This window comes from Gluconobacter sphaericus NBRC 12467, from assembly GCF_006539125.1.
GTDB classification, from domain to species: domain Bacteria; phylum Pseudomonadota; class Alphaproteobacteria; order Acetobacterales; family Acetobacteraceae; genus Gluconobacter; species Gluconobacter sphaericus.
Genome location: NZ_BJMK01000026.1, coordinates 1 through 17,252, shown reverse-complemented (window position 1 = coordinate 17,252; position 17,252 = coordinate 1). Strand labels below are relative to the sequence as shown.

Here is a 17,252-nt window from a genome sequence, read left to right as displayed (position 1 = left end):
TCAGTCTTCCGTCCCAGGCAGGGAAGCGCGCTTGACGGCCCGACCGTCGCTCGCAAGGCATCGCTTTCCGTCGTGCATGTAGTGGTTGCGGCGAACCTTTCGATACACGGCTCCCAGCTCTGCCCCAGCCATGCGGAAGGCTTCTCCGAGTTCAAGATCTGCAAAGAGAACCGTATCCGGCCCAAAGACCTCTGCCTTTTTACGGGCTGCTGTCAGATCTGTTTTCCTGCGCTTGGACATGTTCTGCCTCTCTCGGAATATTTCGTTCCCGATTGGCAGCCTCATGGGGCGGGTGGCGTGGCATGGGCGGCGCTGTGCGCCGGGAGCGGAGCGACGCACCCTTGCTGCGACGCCTGCCCCATGAGAGCCCCTTCCCTCCCTCCTCTTTCTCTTTCGCGCGCGTCTCTTTTCTGCCCTCAGAGGTTTTCTCGAGGGCCGAATAGTGCCGGTATCTTATTGTTTTTATTGACTTTTAATTGTGGCGCGCTTTACGCTTACCGCACAACGACAGGAGGACACCGATGAGTGCACAGACAGATCAGACCGCCACGGTGATCCGCTTTCCGCAGGAGCGGCGTCTTGCGCCGACCCTGGACGCGCTCACCGACGCAATCCTGCCCGAGACGCAGTTGCGGTCGCTTGCCGAAATCCGGGCCGTGACACCGCCCCGACAGGTTGAGCGCCTCCGCGCGTTCGGACGCGAGAGGGCGCGACAGATTTTCGAAGCCACGCCTTTGCCCGACACACGCGAGGGTCGTCAGCGCATGGCGTCTGACTGGCTGTCGCAGCTTGTTTCTCGGGCACTGGCCCGGGTTTCCGACGCACGGTCCCTCACGGAGGAGGCGGAGCGCCGTGAGATCGAAGATCCGCAGCGCGACGGCATCTATGACGATCTTGCGCAGGCGCTTCGCGCCGAGATCGTCGCCTGGGAGACGGCCCAGAATATTCTCGGCGGATGGGAGATCGTTCAGGGCCTGATCGACGATCCGGACTCCTGCGCCGTCACGGACAGCGCAACGTGTCAGAGCAGACCCATCTGAACAGGCTGCTGCCGCGACAGCGGTGCAGACAATGCCGGAGCCAGCGAGATGCGGGCTGCATGATCGGCTGGCACACCGTGACGGTCGATCAGCCTGCGCAACAGCGCCTGTTCGCCTCGGAGCGTTTCCTGACGCAGTTCAGCGCGGTACAGGTCGAGCACCTGATGCTCGACCAGAAGAGCCGCGATCCGGCTTTCCACGTCTGACCAGGTCCAGGCGGGGTCGCCGATCCCGCCACGCGCAATGATCTGATCGAGGAAGGCGATGCGCCCCTGCGTTGTGCTGAAATACCGGCCCGCAAAGCCGTTCCGGTTAAAGCAGGCGATAAACCCCCACATCTGGCTGACGCGCTGGTACAGCGCCTTGCTGAACCCCTCCTCCGGCAATCCTTTCGCAACAAAGGCGAGGATTGCATTGGCCAGTTTCGCTTTGTCCTGCGCTGAGCTCCACTGGGTGGCCGTCAGGCCCTCGGCCTCAATGCGGACGCGCCGCAGGTGTGGCAACAGCAGGCTCATGCGTAAGCCTCCTGGACGAGCGCGGACAGAGCCTCCGCGACAGCGCCCGCAAGATCGGGCCGCTGCGCGATCAGCCAGCCTGTCAGCGCGCTGCGATCCGCCGCGTCAACAAGGGAGACGACGCGGTCGACATCGCAGCGTCTCAGCTGCTCCACGCTGTCAGCGGCCACCGCCACGGCCGAGGCCCAGATCTGCTCGTGGGGAACAGGCATAAGATCGGACATTCTTTCACTCCTGAAGGATTGCAAGGAAGGCCAGTCAGGCCAGAATTTCGAGGGTTTCAGGCGTAATGTTCAGCCGCAGTGTGTCACCGGACACCTTGCTGAGGGCCCGTCGTACAAGCGCAGCTTCCAGGAACTCGCATCCGTCATCCCCGCCAAAAGCCTGTCGCTTGACGTCATGAGCCCTGCCCGCGTTCTGTGCCGGGTCAGCCTCGCGCGCATACGCGCACAAATTGGGCTTCTGACCGTCATCGGACGGCAGAAGGGGAAGCCCGTTCGACATCATGTAGATCCCGTGGTCTCCAACCAACCACAGACCCGCAGGGATCTTGGCGGGATCAATGTCTTCCGGACGGCCCCATTCGCGCGCGCCATGCCCAGGCTTGCGCAGGCTCTTGTCAAAAAGCTGCGTCAGCGTGGCACGTCGTTCCGACGCAACCTCGGCATGGGCAAGAAGGCGCGCGATCAGCGTGCGGTCGAAGGTGACGATCATGGGATATTTTCCTAGGATCAGAAATGGAAAAACCCCGCACGATGGCGGGGCGTGGGAGCGTTCGGAAACGTGAAAACTCAGCCTCGGGGGTGAGCGCTGTGCGATGCCGAGGCGAGATAGTGATGGGGCACCGGTCCCGCCAGAAAGCTCGGCAGGCACGTAAACGCGAAGACCAGGGCGAGAAAACCGAAGACCCCACCGGCCAGTCCGGCAACGTCCTTGATGTCCTGAAGGGTCTGTTGGGAAATCTGCATGAAAGGTCACTCCTGTTGCCGTCATCTCTTTTCTCTGATGACCTCTCCGGCACAGGCACAGGCTGTCTGCGCTGGCACAGGCGCCGCGTAGCGGCGGGATCTCCACGACCCGGAGCCCGTCAGGGCGAGGACGCGTGGAGACCCACCCTTTGCCAGCGCAGACAGCCTGTGCTGCCCCTCTCTCCTTCTGCTTCTTTCCCTCTTTCCTCTTCCTACTCTCCTCCTTCCTCAGCTTGAGCGGGTGTCGACCGATGTTCAATTGTGTCCATTTTGGCGCGCGACCTGCATCACGCCGGTGTCCTCCACGAGGCGGTAAGGCGTCAGGGTTAGTTGCCCCGTCCAGCGATGCTTCATTACGATCATGGGGACGCCGTCGACCGTTCCATGCTCGCCGCGACGGCTGGCGTCAGAGATCTCTGCTCGCGTGACGCATGGCGGCTGCGTGCGGGCCAGGAAATCCGTCTCAGCCTCTTTTCGGTCTGAGTATGGTCCGTGCCAGTGCTGCGCGGCTTCTTTTGGCCAGAACGACGTTACACGCAGATAGACGCGCCCATCCGGCGCAATGCCAAGATGAACCTTGCGACGTTCCAGAAGACAGGTCTCAATCTGGAGAAGGCTTTCATCGACCATGGAAAACTCGCTCTTTTTTAAACTTCAGGATCTGGCAGGGGAGACATTATCCGCTCCCCTGCATTGGCCTCAGGCGGCCAGATGCTCGGCCATTGAGGACGCAGTCAGGACAGCGGCGGCCAGGGCGGGATGCTGGTGGGCGCGATAGCGCGACACCAGAGCGTCCCGGGTCTCGCTGCCCAAAGCGGTCGCAGGCGCGCCAATGGTGTCGAGAATGGCCGCGACTTCCGCGGCCCATCCCTTGAAGCCAAGATGGCCGTCGTCAGACAGGCGTTCGGCCTCGGTGAGCGAAGCTTCGCGCGGCTCTGCACCGTCCATGCGGAATGGCGTGTACCGTCTTCCCCATGAGGCCACACCTGCCATGCCCTCGTGGGGAACCGGGTCTGCAACCGTGGTTTCCAGCCATTCAGATGTGCCAAGTGCTTCTGAATCATAAGCTGCGTCGAAACCGCGCGGCTTGCGGCTGCCACGATTGACAGTGACCATGATCTTGAACGACTTGCCGGGGTGCTGAAGCGCAGTGTCGCGGCCAAAGCTCAGAATGAGCGGCTTGAGGCCATCTACCGACTTCGCCTCGACGATGCGGCGCTCACCAAGCTGGGACATGAGCGCCATCGTGGTGCTGGTAAAATAGCCCTCACGTTTTGCGGTAGCGGGCGTCGCACTGAGCGTAAAGAAAGCCATGTCGGTCTCCGGATATGACAAAGGCCGCCTCGCGGCGGCCTGGAAGAACTGTGACGAAACGAGGTGGGGTCAGAAGACGTATTCGGCGCTGCCGAAGACTTCCTGCCAGGGGCTCCGGCTCGTGGAGTGACAATCGGACACCGGATCATAAGACCCCGATCTGAACTGCTTTCGGATGTTGTCGACAGTCTTCTGCGCGGCATCATCCAGCGGATTGTCGCAGTTGACCGATACGCACCCGTAAGAGGATTTGCGCACACGGAACGTGTGCTTTGGCAGCGCAGCTTTCAGGAGACGGCGGATGTTCTTTCCTGCCAGCACGCCGCTCTGGTCCGACCCCTGCTCCAGATGGGCGTATTCGGGATCGGTGCGCAGACGCTCGATTTCAGCCGCATGGGCCGCCGCAGCCTGATCTTTCCGCGCCTGTTTTTCAGCACGGCATGCTTCGGCATGAGCATGCAGCTGCGCAATTTCCTCCGGGCCAGCCTTGGGCTCGTCGTGGAAGATCGTCCACTGCACGCCGTGCAGAATGCTCTCGGGCAGCTTCTTGCTGATACTTCCGCAGGCAAAGACGATATCAAAGCTGGCACTGCCTCCCGCCGCGATGAAGCCACCAGCAAGGCGTCTGATTGTCTCTGGGCGAGGCGTGCCATGGACCGCAGACACGACACCCCGGCCTCTGTTGTACAGGATGGTGCTGACGCGGGTGCCTACGGTGACAGTCGGGTGTTCGGACATGCTGATCTCCTTCTCTTCATGTCTCTTCAACTGTCCTCTCCGGGGTCAGGGCCTGACTGGCGGGGCAAGGGCGACGCGTCAGCGGCGGTCCCGCAGGCGTCAGCCGAGGACACCACCCCTTGCGGCGACAGACAGGCTCTGGCACCCCGCCCCTCTCTCCTCCTTCTTTTTCTTTTTTCTTCGCTTCTCGCCCTCGCGCGGGCAGGCTCTTCCCCTGTGAACCCAGGCACCGTCTCACTGCACGAAAAAGGGCGGAGCCATGCTGACTCCGCCCTTGAAAATCGTAACCGGTTCGTCCAAGTTCAGAGGTGAGCCGTGAGGGGCTTCGGGAAAAAACACCTCACGGCCCGGTTTACCTTAAGTGATTTACTCGGAGAGGCTCTTCAGTGCGGTGGCAACCGCCTGAAGGGTCTTCTTCGTTTTACGAAGGATCTTCGTAAACCACTTACGGTCCACCACGATCACGAAGATCATGGTTTCCCCTTTCACTCTGACGACTGTGGGCAAAGCGACCCCCGACCCACATCCGGTTACGATTTTCGGGGGCCGCGACGTCTGAACCGTAACCTGAACAGACGTTTCGTCACGCGGACTCATCAGGCGGCCCCGATCTCCTGTTGTGCCAGATCAGGCGTTCCACGCAAGTCTGTCGCGAAACGCTCTGTCATTACGCGGCCTCAGACCCGAAGGATCTCCAGCCGCCCTCCCATGGCGGCCTGCATGGCCACCAGTTCCTGCGGCACCACGAGGTCCGGTTTTTCTGCTGGCTCATCCTCCATGACGTCTGGCTCGCCAACCTCTTCCCCGCCTTCGTTGTCCATCACGTCTTCCAGACCCTCCGGATCAGCACACTCCAGGTCGTCTTCATCCTCGTCCTGCAGTCTGCTTTCAGCTGCAGCCCATTTCGCACGGCGAGACTGGTTTTTCCGAACCTCTTCGGCCCAGAGAGCAGTCGCCTGTGCGAAACCAGCGGCCTGCGGGACCCAATGTCCGTCTCCCACGGCATTCAGCAGCGAAGCGCGCATCTCTTTGCCTGTGTTGAGTGGCGCAAGCCCATGTGCCTGAACCGCCTTGGTGATCCCGGGCTTGCTGTAGGTCTTCAGGAAGTCCTCATCGGCCATGCTCGGCATGTGGGTATCCGCGTCGAACAGACAGCCCAGCAGTTCCGCTGCCATGCCCGAACCGGAGTGCATGCTCACTTCGCAGTTCATGAAACCACCGAGACTTTCCAGCGCGTGGCGGCGGATGAGCGCCTCATCACGCACCAGCTCCCCCTCCGGGAACAGCTCTTCCATAGCGGTTTTCACCGCGTTCTCATAAGGCGACCGGCCTGATGAACCGTAAATATGGACGTTATTGGCATTCAGTGCGAGCAGCAGGCCAGCCACCAGATCCCACGGATCGGCATCTTCACTTTTCGCTTCCAGCGCCTTCTTCAGCGCGAGAGTCCGCACGGAGCCGATCATCTTCAGACCCGTGCCGGAGATGTCCGCGCGCTCTTTCTTTGGGGGAGGCGTCTGCTCCACCACACGCGCTTCAGAGCGAACTGTTTCTTCACCCGTGTAGCGGAACTTCCGCTCTTCGATTTTCAGGGTACTCCGATTGAGCCAGTAGCCGACAACATCGGTCTCCTGCTCGCCCATCCAGTACGCGACGGAGTTGTAGCCCTGAGGGCGCAGGGGAGATCCGTACTCGTCCGTCTCAATCGCAAGTGTGCCTTCAGGGCGATGCTCGGCAATCCAGTCTTCCTGCGCGGCCCGGAACGCCGTGGCATCCGTGACGTAGCGATTATCCTCACTGCCCTGCCCGAACAGATCTTCGGTCCAGACGACGCCATGCTTTTGCGCCAGCGCATCGTCAAACCGGGCGTCCCGCGCATACCACTCGTCCTGACGCAGGTGCCAGGTGAAGTCACGCCAGTTCACGGTATCATCCGGATCTTCGGCGTTAAGACGGTACCCGGCCGGGTCCTCTCCCTCCTCCACGCTCTCGGCAAACATCTCAGCCCAGGCAGCGGCCTGCTCCTCCAGAGACGACAGCGCCAGCGTCCGCCGCTCTTTTTGGTCCGGGCCACGGCCAATTTCGATGGCGTGCAGGATTGGCGGATGCAGCTTCGCGAGCAGGGTCAGTCCACGGAGATAGGCAGGCGTGATCATCAGCGCCATGCACAGCTGCTGATCCGTATAGCCAAGCTCTTCGCGCATCCGGGTTACGGCACGCCACTGGTCCGGCTCGGTCATGCCCTCACGGATCATGTTCTCACTGGCTGCTGCCAGATCCTCCAGACCATTATCGATCTTCGTCACATGGACCTGAATTTCCGTCAGACCCGCATAGATCGCCGCTTCCGTCCGTCGATGGCCCGCAATGATCATCAGGCTGCCGTCACCGAGCTCACGCACGCGCGGCGGATGGACAAGCCCGACTGCACGGATATTCAGCGCAAGCTGGCGAATGCTCGCCTGGCCGGACGTGGTCTGGCGGGGATTGTTCGGATTTGCGATCAGGATGTTGGGATCGACAAGGCGTAGTTCGTCCATGATGGGCTCCAGTGATGTCGTAAGGGTGTCGAAAAGGTATCGTGAGGGGGGAGACGTCAGGCGGTCAGGCTGTGCGCGAGGTGGGAGACCACACGCTCGATATGCTCGACCTCAAGCTGCCGTGTTTCCAGCGTCAACGTGGCCGTGCCGTAAGACCCGTCTTCATCGGTGTCGTAATCGGTCTGCACGCGGCGGATAACGGTTTCGACGCAGTGCCAGACCACAAGGTCAAAGCTGTTCGGAAACAGAGGGGCAATCGTCTGGTCAGGTCCAAGCGCTGCAACGGCCTTCTCAAGGGACAGGTCTTCGAACAGATCCGGACTGTCGTCCGCTGTCACATGAAGCGTTGTCCACCAGCCTTCCTTGGCCTCGTACTCAACTTTGACCGCCTTCACGCCATGCGCCTGCATCGCGTCAAAGATCAGCGTCAGGTTTGCTCTGAGCGCCACTTCGGCCGCGGGTTGTCCTGTCGGGTCTGACACGCCTGTCTCCTTTTTTTCTGTCGTGATGATCTCGGCGCGGGCACGGGGCGTGGCTTCGCGCAAGGCCGCGCGTCAGCGCGCCCGGCCTGAGCCTTGCGCGGAGCCGCGACCTGTGGCGGCTCCCTCTCTCTTTTCTGTTTGTTTTCCCGCCCCCTTCTCTTCTTCCTGAGGCAGGCAAGGCGGTGGCGGTTCAGTCGTAAAAAGGCAGCGTCTCGTCGATCGACCCGTCCCGATCGAAGTGGATGTAATGGCAGTTCTGCTCCCGCGCCCGCACCATCAGGGCAGCCAGTTCGGGAGACACATCCTGCGGGACGTCCTCCGCCTCAGTGGGCACATAGATCATCCAGCCATAAGGCCCACCAAGGCAACTTCGCCCTGCTGTGCCCCCGCTGCTGAGATAAAGCTCGCACGCATCGCGCTCTGCGAGCGGAAGATGCCCGGTGCTGAGATCCAGGTGCCGGCAGACGGGGCCTGCGGACGTGGGCAGGACTTCGCTCATGCCCGGGCCTCCGGCCGGACAATGAACGACGTCAGACAACTGCCCCCTGTCCAGCGATCCATGGTCAGCATCATCTCGACGCCCTCAAGCGTTTGCGCAATAGTCCCATTCAGGCGGCCCCGTTGCAGATCCTCCGGGGTAATTACGGGCGGCGCGTTGCGCTCCACGAAATCGGCTTCCGCGCAGGTCGCATCCTTGTATGGCCCGTGCCAGTCATTCCCGTTGACGGGATAGCTGTCCACGGTGCGCAGAAGAGCCTCACCATTCGGATAGGTGAAAATCTCCACGTTCACACCGCACAGAACCTTGGAAATGATGGCCTTGTCCGTCCGGCTCATGCCGCGCACTCCGCCAATGGGGTCAGACCTTTCATGATGGAGTGGCGCTCGTGACATGGTCCATAAACTGTCGCCCGGTTATAGACAGGGGCGTCATCCAGATTGGAGTATGCCAGAAAAATGGCTGCATCCTTTGGGTCACGCAGCAGGTTCAGCCAGGACCACACCGGGGTTTCACCTGTCATCTCCGGGGCCTTGATAGCGGACAGCTCGTCCACACGCTTCTGGAGCCACGCTGAAACCGGCCCCTTGCGGAGCGCGAATTTTCCCGTGCAGGTCATGCCCCGATCAAGAAGCGCCTGCGCGGCCACGGCATCCCGCAAAACAGTCCGGCACTTGCGAATATAGGTTTCTGCCTGCGTCTCGCTGGCACCGGAGAAGCGCATTCCGCCGCCCTCACAAGAGACAGCGTACTGCACCACCTGACGCATGATCTCCCAGTTCTGTCCCGCCCCAATCAGGGACCAGCTTCTCGCGCGCAGCGAGCCGCGCCCCTCATAGACATTGTTATCGCCACCCAGCTCCATCAGCAGATACTGATCGGCATGAAAGCTGCTATCCGCGACATGAGGGCGCAGGGTCGCTGCCGGAAGTCGCACGGCGGCGAGGTCATAGACGATACGATAGGACATGCTCTCTTCCTCTGATCTCTCTTTCAACCTCTCCGCGGATGCAGGGGCTGTCCGGTGTGGCAAGGCCGCGCGCCAGCGCGCCCGGCCTGAGCCTTGCCGCACCGGGCGGGCCATGCCCGCCCCTTCTCCTCTCCCTATGCTGCCGTCTCTACTTCTTCGTCTTCTTCCCCATTGTCGTTGACCGTCAGGCTTTCCATCGCGGCCAGAGCCTCGGCAGCCTCGGCCTCCCGCCGCGCTGTATCCTCGGCCAGATCCGCCTCCAGAGACGCCATTTCCTCCTCCTTCTCCTCCAGGAGTGCGGCCTCGCGGAACGGCATCCCGTCACGGGCGCGATAGCCGGGCAGTTTGCGCTCCGTCTCGGCCAGCAGCCGCTGAGCATCCGCAAGCTCGCTATCGAAGCGCAGCAGGGTGTTCTCGATGCGGGCGATAAAGCCGAGCGGCGCAGTGTCGTGATCAAAGTCGATGCCGATCATCCGGCCCTCGGCCGCGATCGCAATCGTCGCCTCCCATTGCGTCTCATCCATGAAGGTCGAATCCCAAGTCTCGCACACCAGCTCGAAACCGCCGATCTCGCCAAGCGTCCACCGACCTTTCGCCTCTGCCCTCTCGGCTGTGCGTGCCTGTCCCATCAGCCACTTGCCAGCGTCCTGGCGGTCGGTCAGCACATCCGACTTGCGTACAAGCTCGAACGCCTCGCCCCGTGTCGACTGACGCTTTGCAATATCGGCCCGGACCTTCGGGATAAACGCTTCCGCAGTCCTCTGATCGCGCTCCGTCCGTTCGATCGCGCGACGCACGTTGAACTGGTCGTCGTAATGGGCAGCCTTGAGACGACGCAGGCGAGCAAGCTCCGCTTCCAGTCCCGCCTTTTTCATGAGGCGTTCGTCGCCCGAGGCCAGCGCCTTCGCCATGGCGAACTGGTTCGCACTCTCGCCAATATCCTCCAGACGGCGGATCGAACGATCTCCCGACATGGCCAGCCCCAGAAAACGCTGCTTGCGCTCCAGAAGCTGCCAGTTCGTGGCATCCACCGACCCTTTCAGGGCGTAGGCGTAAATCTGGATGACCGGGTTCTGATTGCCCTGGCGTTCGATCCGTCCCTCACGCTGGATGATGTCGGCCACCAGCCAGGGCACATCGAGATGGTGCAGGGCAATCAGACGCTGCTGTGCGTTCACGCCCGTCCCCATTGTCGCACTCGAGCCGATCAGGATGCGTTTGCGCCCGGAATTGAGATCCCGGAACAGTCCCTGCTTGGCCGCACTCTTCTTGTAGTGCTGCATGAAGGCGATCTGCTCGCGCGGCACGCCCATCCGCATCAGCTCATCGCGGATCCAGAGATAAGCCGAGAAGCCCCGTTTCTCCAGCGCGGCTTCCGTGCCGAGATCCGAAAAGATCATCTGGACGGCACCTGGCAGGTCATACGGCTTGCCGGTGTCAGGATCCGTGTAGCGGTTATCGCTCGTCTCCTTCCAGATCTCGAATACCCTCGCAATCATGACATTCAGTTTGTTGCTGGTGTCATTGTCTTCCCACGATCGGACAAAGCGCAGATCAATCGCTGCGTGACGCGCATCGTTGATCACGGACAGGATGATGTCCTGCCCTTTTTCAGGCTTGCCCTTGCGCTCCTCGATCACCTTGATCCGCGCTTCCAGCGACTTCTGGTAATCACGGAAAGCGGGTCCGCTGTCTGCGACGATGATCTGTCGGCTGCCCGTGGCGATTTCAGGCAGCCTCACGTACTGGCGCAGGTCGTACTGCTGCACGACGTCCGCGAAATGCCGGTACATGGCCATCAGATCAGCCACGTTCACGAACTCCGCAAACCGCGTCACAGGCTTGTACAGCCCGCTCGGCTGAAGCTCGAGTTCCGTGCGGGTCTCCCCGAAATTGGCGGCCCACGCATCGAACTCATGCAGCCCACGCTCGATCAGGGCGTCGATCTGCTGGAAGCGCTGCACATTGTACATCTCGCCCAGGGTGTTCGTAATCGGCGAGCCCGAGGCCATGACCAGTTCGCGACCGGGGTTGAGACGGCTGAGATAGCGGGCCTTGACGTACAGGTCCCAGGCACGCCCGCTGCCGTTCGGATCGACCCCTTTGAGGCTGGACTGGTTCGTACCGAAACTCAGCTTGCGGAACTGCTGTGCCTCATCCACGAGGATCTGGTCGATCCCGATCTCTCCGAGATGCACCAGATCGTCCTTGCGGCTGGCCAGCCCGTCCAGCTTGGCTTTCATCCCCTCCTTCATGCGCTCGATGCGCTTGCGCGAAATACGGTCGTCTTCGTCCACATCGCATAGCAAGCTCTCGTAGGACGCGATCTGCGCTTCGATCATTTCCTGTTCGAATTTGGTCTCGACCGGAATGAACTTGAAGGCATCATGCGTGATGATGATCGCATCCCACTGTCCCGTGGCCGCACGGGCGAGGAAGCACTGGCGCTTGGCCTTCACGAAGTTCGTCTCATCCGCGACCAGGATTTTCGCGGTCGGATAGAGCATCAGGAACTCGCGGGCCATCTGCGCCAGACAATGTCCCGGCACCACAACCATGGCCTTCGAGATCAGGCCGAGACGGCGCTGCTCCATGATCGCCGCGCACACCGAGAAGGTTTTCCCCGAGCCCACGGCATGCGCCATGTAGGTGTTTCCTGTGGCGATGATGCGCCAGACCACCCGCTTCTGGTGGGCACGCAGCTGGATCGTGGTGCTGGCCCCGGGCAACTGCAGATGCGAGCCGTCAAAGGCGCGGGGGACGAGGTTGTTGTAGGTATCGTTATACAGCCGCACCAGACGCTCGGCGCGCTCTGGATCCTGCCACACCCAGGTCTGGAAGGCTGTCTTGATGGCAGCGAGCTTTTCCTTGGCGGCCTCGGTCTCCTGCGCATTCAACTGCCGGTGCTCGCCGTTCTCGTCGCGCCAGGTGTCCCAGATCTGCGGAATGGCCTGATTGAGCGCATCCTCGATCAGCTCCCCTGCGGGACGGCGTTCGGTGCCCCAGACGGACGTCGCCTCCGCCTTGCCGCGGAACGGTCCCTTATCCAGGGTCCAGGACGCCACCTCTTTGGTGTGCCACACGCCGGCTTCGACCCCGATCACCTCGGCGATGAAGCCCTCGATGTCGGCGGTCGGGATCCACGGCGCGCCCAGACGAGCTGTAATGTCACTCGGCCGCAGGTCCTCGGGCTGGGCCTCTTCCAGCGCGACCACGGTGCGGGCGAAGCGGGGATCGGTCTCAGCAGCCTTGCGGGCCTCCGCCAGTTTCGTGCGCACCGCGCCTGACAGGGCTTCGTCGGCGGGTACCCAGACATCGCGTCCGGGCTGGCTGCGTGCGGCATCGAGGTAGATGGCACTGCCCAGCTCGGCGATGACCTCGTCCTCGGACCGTCCCAACAGTTCGGCAATGCGCGGGATCTCCACCACACCCGTCTCGTGCAGGCAGACCGCTAGCGCGTCATGGGCGCTGTGCACCTCCGGCTCCAGCGTCGCCTGGATCACACGCTCGGAGAACAGCGGCCCCTGTGTGCCGACCTGCCGGTCCTCGTCGTACTCCTCGATCGAGCTGACCAGCCAGACGTCCGGATCGTCGTAGAAGGGCTGGAGGTTTGGACGCCGCTGCGTCGTGCTCTCGTCCCCGGTTCTGGGATCAATGCGCGTGCTGGTCTGCGTGAGGTTGATCGGCCCGAACTGTCGCACAAAGGACTGATAGGCGCGTTTGAGATCCGCCTGGAGCCCGCTGTAGGGCAGGTTCTCCACCTGGGCGCGCAGGACCGCGCGTGCGGCATCACGGACCGGGATCAAACCTTCGATGATACGCGCGTGCTTCTGGAAAATGCCGTCCTTCTGCTCGCCTTTCTTGACCTTCACCGGCACAGACTGGCCGTCGATGATCTGGTGCAGCGCGCCCTTTTCGATCAGGTAGCTGCCTTCCTTGAGGCTCGCCCCCTCCCCTGCCGTGCCGACATCCGCACGTCGGCTTTCCCGCAGTGCCTCGACGTCAAGCGTCTGCGGCACCGGAAAGCGGGCTAACGCGGCCAGACGGGAGAGTGCGCTCGGCAGGGCGTCGTCGAGCATCAGCATCGGGTTCGGGGCACAGGTGTATTCCGGCCCGAACTGTCCGCTCGTCGAGCCATGCCGACCCAGCACCTGCTGGCCGTTCTCCGCAAAATAGCGGTTGATGCTGAGCGGGCCTTCACCCTCGTCTGTGTCGGGCAAGTCAGTGACCTCAAGCCAGGCGGTCCCGCCCGAGCTGTCCCCGATCTCGCGACGGCGCAGGACCAGCACGTCCACGACCACGTCCGTTCCGGCATCATCGCGCATAGCACCTGCCGGCAAGCGAACCGCACCGACCAGATCGGCCGTTTCGAACAGGTGCCGGCGCGCAGTGGCGTCGCGCTTGTCCATCGTCCAGCGTGACGTAACGAACAGACCCATGGCACCGGGGCGCAGGCGGGACACTGAGCGTGCGATGAAGTAGTCATGCAGCGACAGGCCAAGCCGCCCCAGTTCGTCCGTGCCGCGCACCGTGCGGTTGCTGAACGGCGGGTTGCCGATGGCGAGGTCGAACTGCTCGGCAATTTTCGCCGTCGTGAAGTCCTCAGACCGGACCCACTGGTTCGGAAACAGCTTGCGGGCGATGCGGGCGGTCAGAGGGTCGTTCTCGATCGCCGTCCAGGCCGTCTTCGAGGCAAGTTTCTCCGGGATCGCGCCCATGAACAGACCCGTGCCACAGCCCGGCTCCAGCGCACGTCCGCCGCGGAACCCCATCTGCGCCACCAGATCCCACAGCGCATGCACGATCAGTTCCGGCGTGTAATGCGCGTACTGCGTGGCCCGCGCCAGTCCGGCCCGCTCCTGCTGGCTCGTCAGCGTCTCAAGCTGCACCCCGATCTCTTCCCAGCCCTGACGGAACGCTTCGCCCGGACGGGGGAACAGGCTGTTGGCCAGCTCCCCGGCTCCAAATCCTGTAAACCTCGCCAGCAAAGCCTGCTCGGACGGCGTTGCATTGCGGCCCTCCGTTTCAAGTTCGGTCAGAAGACGGATGGCGGCGAGGTTGTCCCGCGCCCGCGCTTTCCAGCCCTGTGCCAGCTCGCGTGTGCCGCAGAGACGAAAGTCGATCTTAGACGCGGCAACCGGGGCTGCGGCGGCTTCTTTCGCGAGGGATGCGGCCTCTTCGAGCGCACGATCTCCGGGCAGGTCGCCCCAGAACAGGGTGTTGCTGCCGCCACCAAGGGCGGAAGTGTCGAAACAGCTGAGCTGGGTCTTGCTCATGGGAGTAACTCCGGACAAGCGGCAGCACCCGGTGCTGCGCGGGGGCAGACCGGGGGGCCGGAAAACAAACAGGATGGGTTTGGGCGAAAGGCGCTCAGGCCTTCCGGATCAGGTCACAGCGGACCGAAGCGCAGGGAGATCTGCTCGCGCTCACTGTGGGACAGACGCGACAGGGCCTCACGGTGATAGGGCGATCCCTGACGGGCCTGGCGCGCGACCTGCCACCAGGCATTCTGGTCCGAGCAGGTCACGCCGCGCAGCTGGGTGTCAGCGTGCTCCGGGCCGCAGCCTTCGAGAATGGTCCAGCCCTCGCGGTGGGCCTGAACCAGGCTGAAATTCTGTGTGGGGGTTGGGCGTGTGAGGGCCATGACGGGCATCGTCTGCTTTCTCCTTTCTGACCCTTTCCGGCGAGCGCGGCGTCGTTCTGGGCCGCAAGGGCGACGCGTCAACGTCGGGACCGCCCGGCCCGCAGCGCCAGCGAGGACACGGACGGACCCACCCCTTGCGGCACAGGGCGATCCCGTGGTGCCTCCCCCTTCTCTTCTACCCTTTCGCTCCTCTTCTTCCTTTACTGTCCGTGTCTTGTGCGACCTGTGCCGTAATGATCGAAGGCGGGAGACTATTTTCCAAACAAACGCAGGAACCTGTTAATGCCTCGTGCAGTATTCTCTGCAGCAGCTTGAAATCATGACCTGTGCGCCCCACTTTCAGTGGCATTTCCAGGACCCCGAGGGACATTTATGACTGACCTGACCGAAACCCAGACACACCCTCACACTGATCTTATGCCACTGACGGCCGACATCGTGGCCGCCTATCTGTCGCAGAACGCGCTCTCCGCCGACCAGCTTCCTGGGCTGATCCGCAGCGTGCACAACGCCCTCGCCACCCCGACCAAGGCCGAGCCTGTCGCGGAAGAAGCCCCGACCCCAGCTGTCCACCCGAAGCGCTCTGTGTTTCCGGACTACATCATTTGCCTGGAAGACGGGAAAAAACTGAAGATGCTCCGCCGCCATCTCAAGACGGCCTACAACATGACGCCAGATGAATACCGGGCCCGATGGGGCCTGCCGAGCACGTATCCGATGGTCGCTCCGAGTTATTCGGAGAAGCGTTCATCCCTGGCACGCGAGATCGGGTTGGGCTCCACCACCCGCGCCTCTGCGCCGCAGGAGCCCTCCCCTGAGGAAGAAACCCTTCCTCCAGTGACGAAGCTTCCCGAGAAACGTCGCGGCCGTCCGGCTCGCGCCTGAGACTAGACCGGCCCTCCTCCGGTGCCGAAGGCACCGGCCGGGTGGGTCCAATCCTCGGTTAGAACGGTCTGCAACGCACCGTCTGACAGACAGGCGGCGACCAGATCGGGCCGCGACCGGGCCGCCTGATAGACCGTCCCCTCGGACGACAGCTCGTCAAGCCCCCTGGCCCGCTTGAGCGTGCAGCCGAAGTTCTTTTCATATCTGACCAGTTTCGCAAACCTGTTCGCATCCATCCATTTCAGGGTGGCGAACTGGTCTGCATTGCCGAAGATACAAAACGCGCAGGACAGGCGCGAAAATCCGGCCTGATAGGGATAGGCTGGCATCACGCGCCAGCGTTTTAAGATAGCCCAGACTTCAGCCTCAACCCAGGCATGCACGGGCCTCCAGTGGTCGACATGCCGACGCCGCCGCGTGCCGTTTCTCGTGTCGGTGCGGTGAGGCTCAAAAGCCGCATATCGAGCCCGTGCCGGACTTTCCTCGGCGCGCTCGCCTGTCACGACCAAAGTACGGCAGTTGAGGAACCTGTCCTGTCCGCGCAAGGCACGGTCTGCCACGTCTATCTTGAGACTGGCCGAGCACCAGCCGCACGGATAAACTGGCCGAGACCTGGGGAAAGCGCATACGCGTTCCCATTGGCCCCTGCCCTCCTGCTCTGATGGTCCCGTCAGGCGTTTCGAAGACAACCGGAGCTGTGGGCGCATTGTCCCGCAGCATTTCGCGCTCGAAGCCACCCTCGCGCCAGGAGCGGTAGAGCGGCAGGCTGAGATCCCGCGCGAGGGCTGCGACATACGGGCCTGTGGAGGACCAGTCCATGAAGGATGGCCCTGCCCATCCACCTCGTGATGCCAGAGCTCGATACGTTCGACCGGAGCACTGGCTTCCAGCAGGGCGAGCAGACAGGCCGTGCCGTCCTTGCCGCCCGACACGGCGACAATGATGCGGTCATAGGACGCGAGATCCGGGCTCATGAGGTCCACTGACTGACAGGCGCGCCTGTCCGCACCGAGCGGCACATCAAGGCGTGGGCGATCGGGCGTGCCCTCAATAGCAGCGCCTTTTCGTGGCGACCGTCCCAGGTCAGTCCCTCACAACGTGTCAGAATCCCCATCTGGACGGCCGCTTCGTCGCGACAGGCACACACACGCTCATTGCCACCTGAGCTGCGGCGGCACGGCTCATCCGCAGAAGCGCCGCAGCCCGTGCAGGCAATCGTCAGGGCCTGATCACCGTCTTCCCAGTGCATGTTGCAGCGGCGGCAGGTTGTGGGTTCCTGCGTGTCGGTCCAGCGCATCGGAGGCCGGCCACGGGGGGTTGGAACAAAGGGAAACTGGTAGCGTCGCATGATGCTCGATCCATCTCTGGTTCTTCAAACATCCTTGCGACGGCGTGTCGGGCGACCGAGGTGCAACAGTGCCGCGCAGCGGCAGGATCGGCGTCACCCGCACCCACGCGCAGGCGGCCCAGCCGGCGAGCATGGGGAGGACGGACGCCGACCCACCTGTTGCAGCACGGGCGGCTGACAGGCAGCGGTTCTCCCATACGCCGATCCTACCTCTCCTTTTTTCCTCGTCTATTCTTCGTCTGTCAGTGCTGGTGAGGTAAGGGGGATACTTTCAGCAAGCCGCAGACAGCTAATGTTTCCGCAGTATTT

20 protein-coding genes are annotated in these 17,252 nt (G+C 62.5%); 2 read left to right on the top strand and 18 right to left on the bottom strand.

Annotated features, from left to right (window positions below; all coding sequences use genetic code 11):
- Complete coding sequence (locus GSP01_RS11735) at nucleotides 1–240, bottom strand: hypothetical protein (protein WP_062106941.1); 240 nt, start codon at nucleotides 238–240, stop codon at nucleotides 1–3.
- Between the two features lie 281 nt (nucleotides 241–521).
- Here GSP01_RS11735 and GSP01_RS11730 point away from each other — a divergent pair, with 281 nt between their 5' ends.
- Nucleotides 522–1,040 carry a hypothetical protein gene (locus GSP01_RS11730; protein WP_141353771.1) on the top strand — a complete coding sequence of 173 codons (519 nt, stop codon included), beginning with the start codon at nucleotides 522–524 and terminating at the stop codon, nucleotides 1,038–1,040.
- Here GSP01_RS11730 and GSP01_RS11725 read toward each other — a convergent pair.
- The 15 genes from GSP01_RS11725 to GSP01_RS11660 all read right to left on the bottom strand — a co-directional run bounded on the left by GSP01_RS11725 (nucleotide 1,022) and on the right by GSP01_RS11660 (nucleotide 14,719).
- The gene (locus tag GSP01_RS11725; protein ID WP_141353770.1) at nucleotides 1,022–1,555 is read right to left on the bottom strand and encodes a hypothetical protein; all 534 of its coding nucleotides are present in this window, start codon (nucleotides 1,553–1,555) and stop codon (nucleotides 1,022–1,024) included. The genes GSP01_RS11730 and GSP01_RS11725 overlap by 19 nt on opposite strands.
- A complete protein-coding gene (locus tag GSP01_RS11720) occupies nucleotides 1,552–1,779 on the bottom strand; it encodes a hypothetical protein (RefSeq protein WP_011251416.1) in 228 nt (75 codons plus the stop codon). The genes GSP01_RS11725 and GSP01_RS11720 overlap by 4 nt, the downstream gene beginning before the upstream one ends.
- Nucleotides 1,780–1,813: 34 nt before the next feature.
- Nucleotides 1,814–2,269, bottom strand: coding sequence for a DUF3085 domain-containing protein (locus tag GSP01_RS11715; RefSeq protein WP_062022277.1), 456 nt, complete (start codon nucleotides 2,267–2,269; stop codon nucleotides 1,814–1,816).
- Between the two features lie 77 nt (nucleotides 2,270–2,346).
- Complete coding sequence (locus GSP01_RS14770; protein ID WP_155721125.1) at nucleotides 2,347–2,523, bottom strand: hypothetical protein; 177 nt, start codon at nucleotides 2,521–2,523, stop codon at nucleotides 2,347–2,349.
- A gap of 255 nt (nucleotides 2,524–2,778) precedes the next feature.
- A complete protein-coding gene (locus GSP01_RS11710) occupies nucleotides 2,779–3,153 on the bottom strand; it encodes a hypothetical protein (RefSeq protein ID WP_062446986.1) in 375 nt (124 codons plus the stop codon).
- A 69-nt stretch (nucleotides 3,154–3,222) separates the two neighbouring features.
- Nucleotides 3,223–3,837 (bottom strand): hypothetical protein, encoded by a 615-nt coding sequence (locus tag GSP01_RS11705; RefSeq protein WP_141353769.1) that lies wholly within the window; start codon nucleotides 3,835–3,837, stop codon nucleotides 3,223–3,225.
- A gap of 69 nt (nucleotides 3,838–3,906) precedes the next feature.
- Nucleotides 3,907–4,575, bottom strand: coding sequence for a hypothetical protein (locus GSP01_RS14765; RefSeq protein ID WP_167495538.1), 669 nt, complete (start codon nucleotides 4,573–4,575; stop codon nucleotides 3,907–3,909).
- Nucleotides 4,576–4,941: 366 nt separating this feature from the next.
- Nucleotides 4,942–5,172, bottom strand: a complete 231-nt coding sequence (locus tag GSP01_RS11695; RefSeq protein WP_010505037.1) for a hypothetical protein — start codon at nucleotides 5,170–5,172, stop codon at nucleotides 4,942–4,944.
- A gap of 80 nt (nucleotides 5,173–5,252) precedes the next feature.
- On the bottom strand, nucleotides 5,253–7,115 hold the full coding sequence (locus GSP01_RS11690) for a ParB/RepB/Spo0J family partition protein (RefSeq protein WP_141353768.1): 1,863 nt from the start codon (nucleotides 7,113–7,115) through the stop codon (nucleotides 5,253–5,255).
- Between the two features lie 56 nt (nucleotides 7,116–7,171).
- Nucleotides 7,172–7,597 (bottom strand): hypothetical protein, encoded by a 426-nt coding sequence (locus GSP01_RS11685; protein ID WP_141353767.1) that lies wholly within the window; start codon nucleotides 7,595–7,597, stop codon nucleotides 7,172–7,174.
- A 190-nt stretch (nucleotides 7,598–7,787) separates the two neighbouring features.
- Nucleotides 7,788–8,096: a DUF5983 family protein gene (locus tag GSP01_RS11680; protein WP_141353766.1), complete on the bottom strand. Its 309-nt coding sequence runs from the start codon at nucleotides 8,094–8,096 to the stop codon at nucleotides 7,788–7,790.
- On the bottom strand, nucleotides 8,093–8,434 hold the full coding sequence (locus GSP01_RS11675; RefSeq protein WP_141353765.1) for a hypothetical protein: 342 nt from the start codon (nucleotides 8,432–8,434) through the stop codon (nucleotides 8,093–8,095). The genes GSP01_RS11680 and GSP01_RS11675 overlap by 4 nt, the downstream gene beginning before the upstream one ends.
- Nucleotides 8,431–9,066: a hypothetical protein gene (locus GSP01_RS11670; protein WP_141353763.1), complete on the bottom strand. Its 636-nt coding sequence runs from the start codon at nucleotides 9,064–9,066 to the stop codon at nucleotides 8,431–8,433. Before GSP01_RS11670 ends, GSP01_RS11675 begins: the two co-directional genes overlap by 4 nt.
- Before the next feature lie 134 nt (nucleotides 9,067–9,200).
- Complete coding sequence (locus GSP01_RS11665) at nucleotides 9,201–14,342, bottom strand: lactate dehydrogenase (RefSeq protein ID WP_141353761.1); 5,142 nt, start codon at nucleotides 14,340–14,342, stop codon at nucleotides 9,201–9,203.
- A 113-nt stretch (nucleotides 14,343–14,455) separates the two neighbouring features.
- Nucleotides 14,456–14,719 (bottom strand): hypothetical protein, encoded by a 264-nt coding sequence (locus tag GSP01_RS11660; protein WP_141353760.1) that lies wholly within the window; start codon nucleotides 14,717–14,719, stop codon nucleotides 14,456–14,458.
- Between the two features lie 363 nt (nucleotides 14,720–15,082).
- Here GSP01_RS11660 and GSP01_RS11655 point away from each other — a divergent pair, with 363 nt between their 5' ends.
- Nucleotides 15,083–15,595 carry a MucR family transcriptional regulator gene (locus GSP01_RS11655; RefSeq protein WP_141353758.1) on the top strand — a complete coding sequence of 171 codons (513 nt, stop codon included), beginning with the start codon at nucleotides 15,083–15,085 and terminating at the stop codon, nucleotides 15,593–15,595.
- A gap of 2 nt (nucleotides 15,596–15,597) precedes the next feature.
- Here the strand turns inward: GSP01_RS11655 and GSP01_RS11650 are convergent, their stop codons facing one another.
- On the bottom strand, nucleotides 15,598–16,569 hold the full coding sequence (locus GSP01_RS11650; protein ID WP_228123981.1) for a phosphoadenosine phosphosulfate reductase domain-containing protein: 972 nt from the start codon (nucleotides 16,567–16,569) through the stop codon (nucleotides 15,598–15,600).
- Nucleotides 16,566–16,943 carry a hypothetical protein gene (locus GSP01_RS11645; protein ID WP_141353756.1) on the bottom strand — a complete coding sequence of 126 codons (378 nt, stop codon included), beginning with the start codon at nucleotides 16,941–16,943 and terminating at the stop codon, nucleotides 16,566–16,568. The genes GSP01_RS11650 and GSP01_RS11645 overlap by 4 nt, the downstream gene beginning before the upstream one ends.
- Between the last annotated feature and the right edge of the window lie 309 nt (nucleotides 16,944–17,252).

Excerpts from the sequence above, each read along its gene's own strand:
- GSP01_RS11665 (WP_141353761.1), bottom strand. The coding sequence starts at position 14,342 with ATGAGCAAGACCCAGCTCAGCTGTTTCGACACTTCCGCCCTTGGTGGC.
- GSP01_RS11705 (WP_141353769.1), bottom strand. The coding sequence starts at position 3,837 with ATGGCTTTCTTTACGCTCAGTGCGACGCCCGCTACCGCAAAACGTGAG.
- GSP01_RS11730 (WP_141353771.1), top strand. The coding sequence starts at position 522 with ATGAGTGCACAGACAGATCAGACCGCCACGGTGATCCGCTTTCCGCAG.
- GSP01_RS11655 (WP_141353758.1), top strand. The coding sequence starts at position 15,083 with ATGACTGACCTGACCGAAACCCAGACACACCCTCACACTGATCTTATG.
- GSP01_RS14770 (WP_155721125.1), bottom strand. The coding sequence starts at position 2,523 with ATGCAGATTTCCCAACAGACCCTTCAGGACATCAAGGACGTTGCCGGA.
- GSP01_RS11695 (WP_010505037.1), bottom strand. The coding sequence starts at position 5,172 with ATGAGTCCGCGTGACGAAACGTCTGTTCAGGTTACGGTTCAGACGTCG.
- GSP01_RS11680 (WP_141353766.1), bottom strand. The coding sequence starts at position 8,096 with ATGAGCGAAGTCCTGCCCACGTCCGCAGGCCCCGTCTGCCGGCACCTG.
- GSP01_RS11725 (WP_141353770.1), bottom strand. The coding sequence starts at position 1,555 with ATGAGCCTGCTGTTGCCACACCTGCGGCGCGTCCGCATTGAGGCCGAG.
- GSP01_RS11715 (WP_062022277.1), bottom strand. The coding sequence starts at position 2,269 with ATGATCGTCACCTTCGACCGCACGCTGATCGCGCGCCTTCTTGCCCAT.
- GSP01_RS11645 (WP_141353756.1), bottom strand. The coding sequence starts at position 16,943 with ATGCGACGCTACCAGTTTCCCTTTGTTCCAACCCCCCGTGGCCGGCCT.
- GSP01_RS11675 (WP_141353765.1), bottom strand. The coding sequence starts at position 8,434 with ATGAGCCGGACGGACAAGGCCATCATTTCCAAGGTTCTGTGCGGTGTG.
- GSP01_RS11650 (WP_228123981.1), bottom strand. The coding sequence starts at position 16,569 with ATGAGCCCGGATCTCGCGTCCTATGACCGCATCATTGTCGCCGTGTCG.
- GSP01_RS14765 (WP_167495538.1), bottom strand. The coding sequence starts at position 4,575 with ATGTCCGAACACCCGACTGTCACCGTAGGCACCCGCGTCAGCACCATC.
- GSP01_RS11720 (WP_011251416.1), bottom strand. The coding sequence starts at position 1,779 with ATGTCCGATCTTATGCCTGTTCCCCACGAGCAGATCTGGGCCTCGGCC.
- GSP01_RS11660 (WP_141353760.1), bottom strand. The coding sequence starts at position 14,719 with ATGCCCGTCATGGCCCTCACACGCCCAACCCCCACACAGAATTTCAGC.
- GSP01_RS11690 (WP_141353768.1), bottom strand. The coding sequence starts at position 7,115 with ATGGACGAACTACGCCTTGTCGATCCCAACATCCTGATCGCAAATCCG.
- GSP01_RS11710 (WP_062446986.1), bottom strand. The coding sequence starts at position 3,153 with ATGGTCGATGAAAGCCTTCTCCAGATTGAGACCTGTCTTCTGGAACGT.
- GSP01_RS11735 (WP_062106941.1), bottom strand. The coding sequence starts at position 240 with ATGTCCAAGCGCAGGAAAACAGATCTGACAGCAGCCCGTAAAAAGGCA.
- GSP01_RS11670 (WP_141353763.1), bottom strand. The coding sequence starts at position 9,066 with ATGTCCTATCGTATCGTCTATGACCTCGCCGCCGTGCGACTTCCGGCA.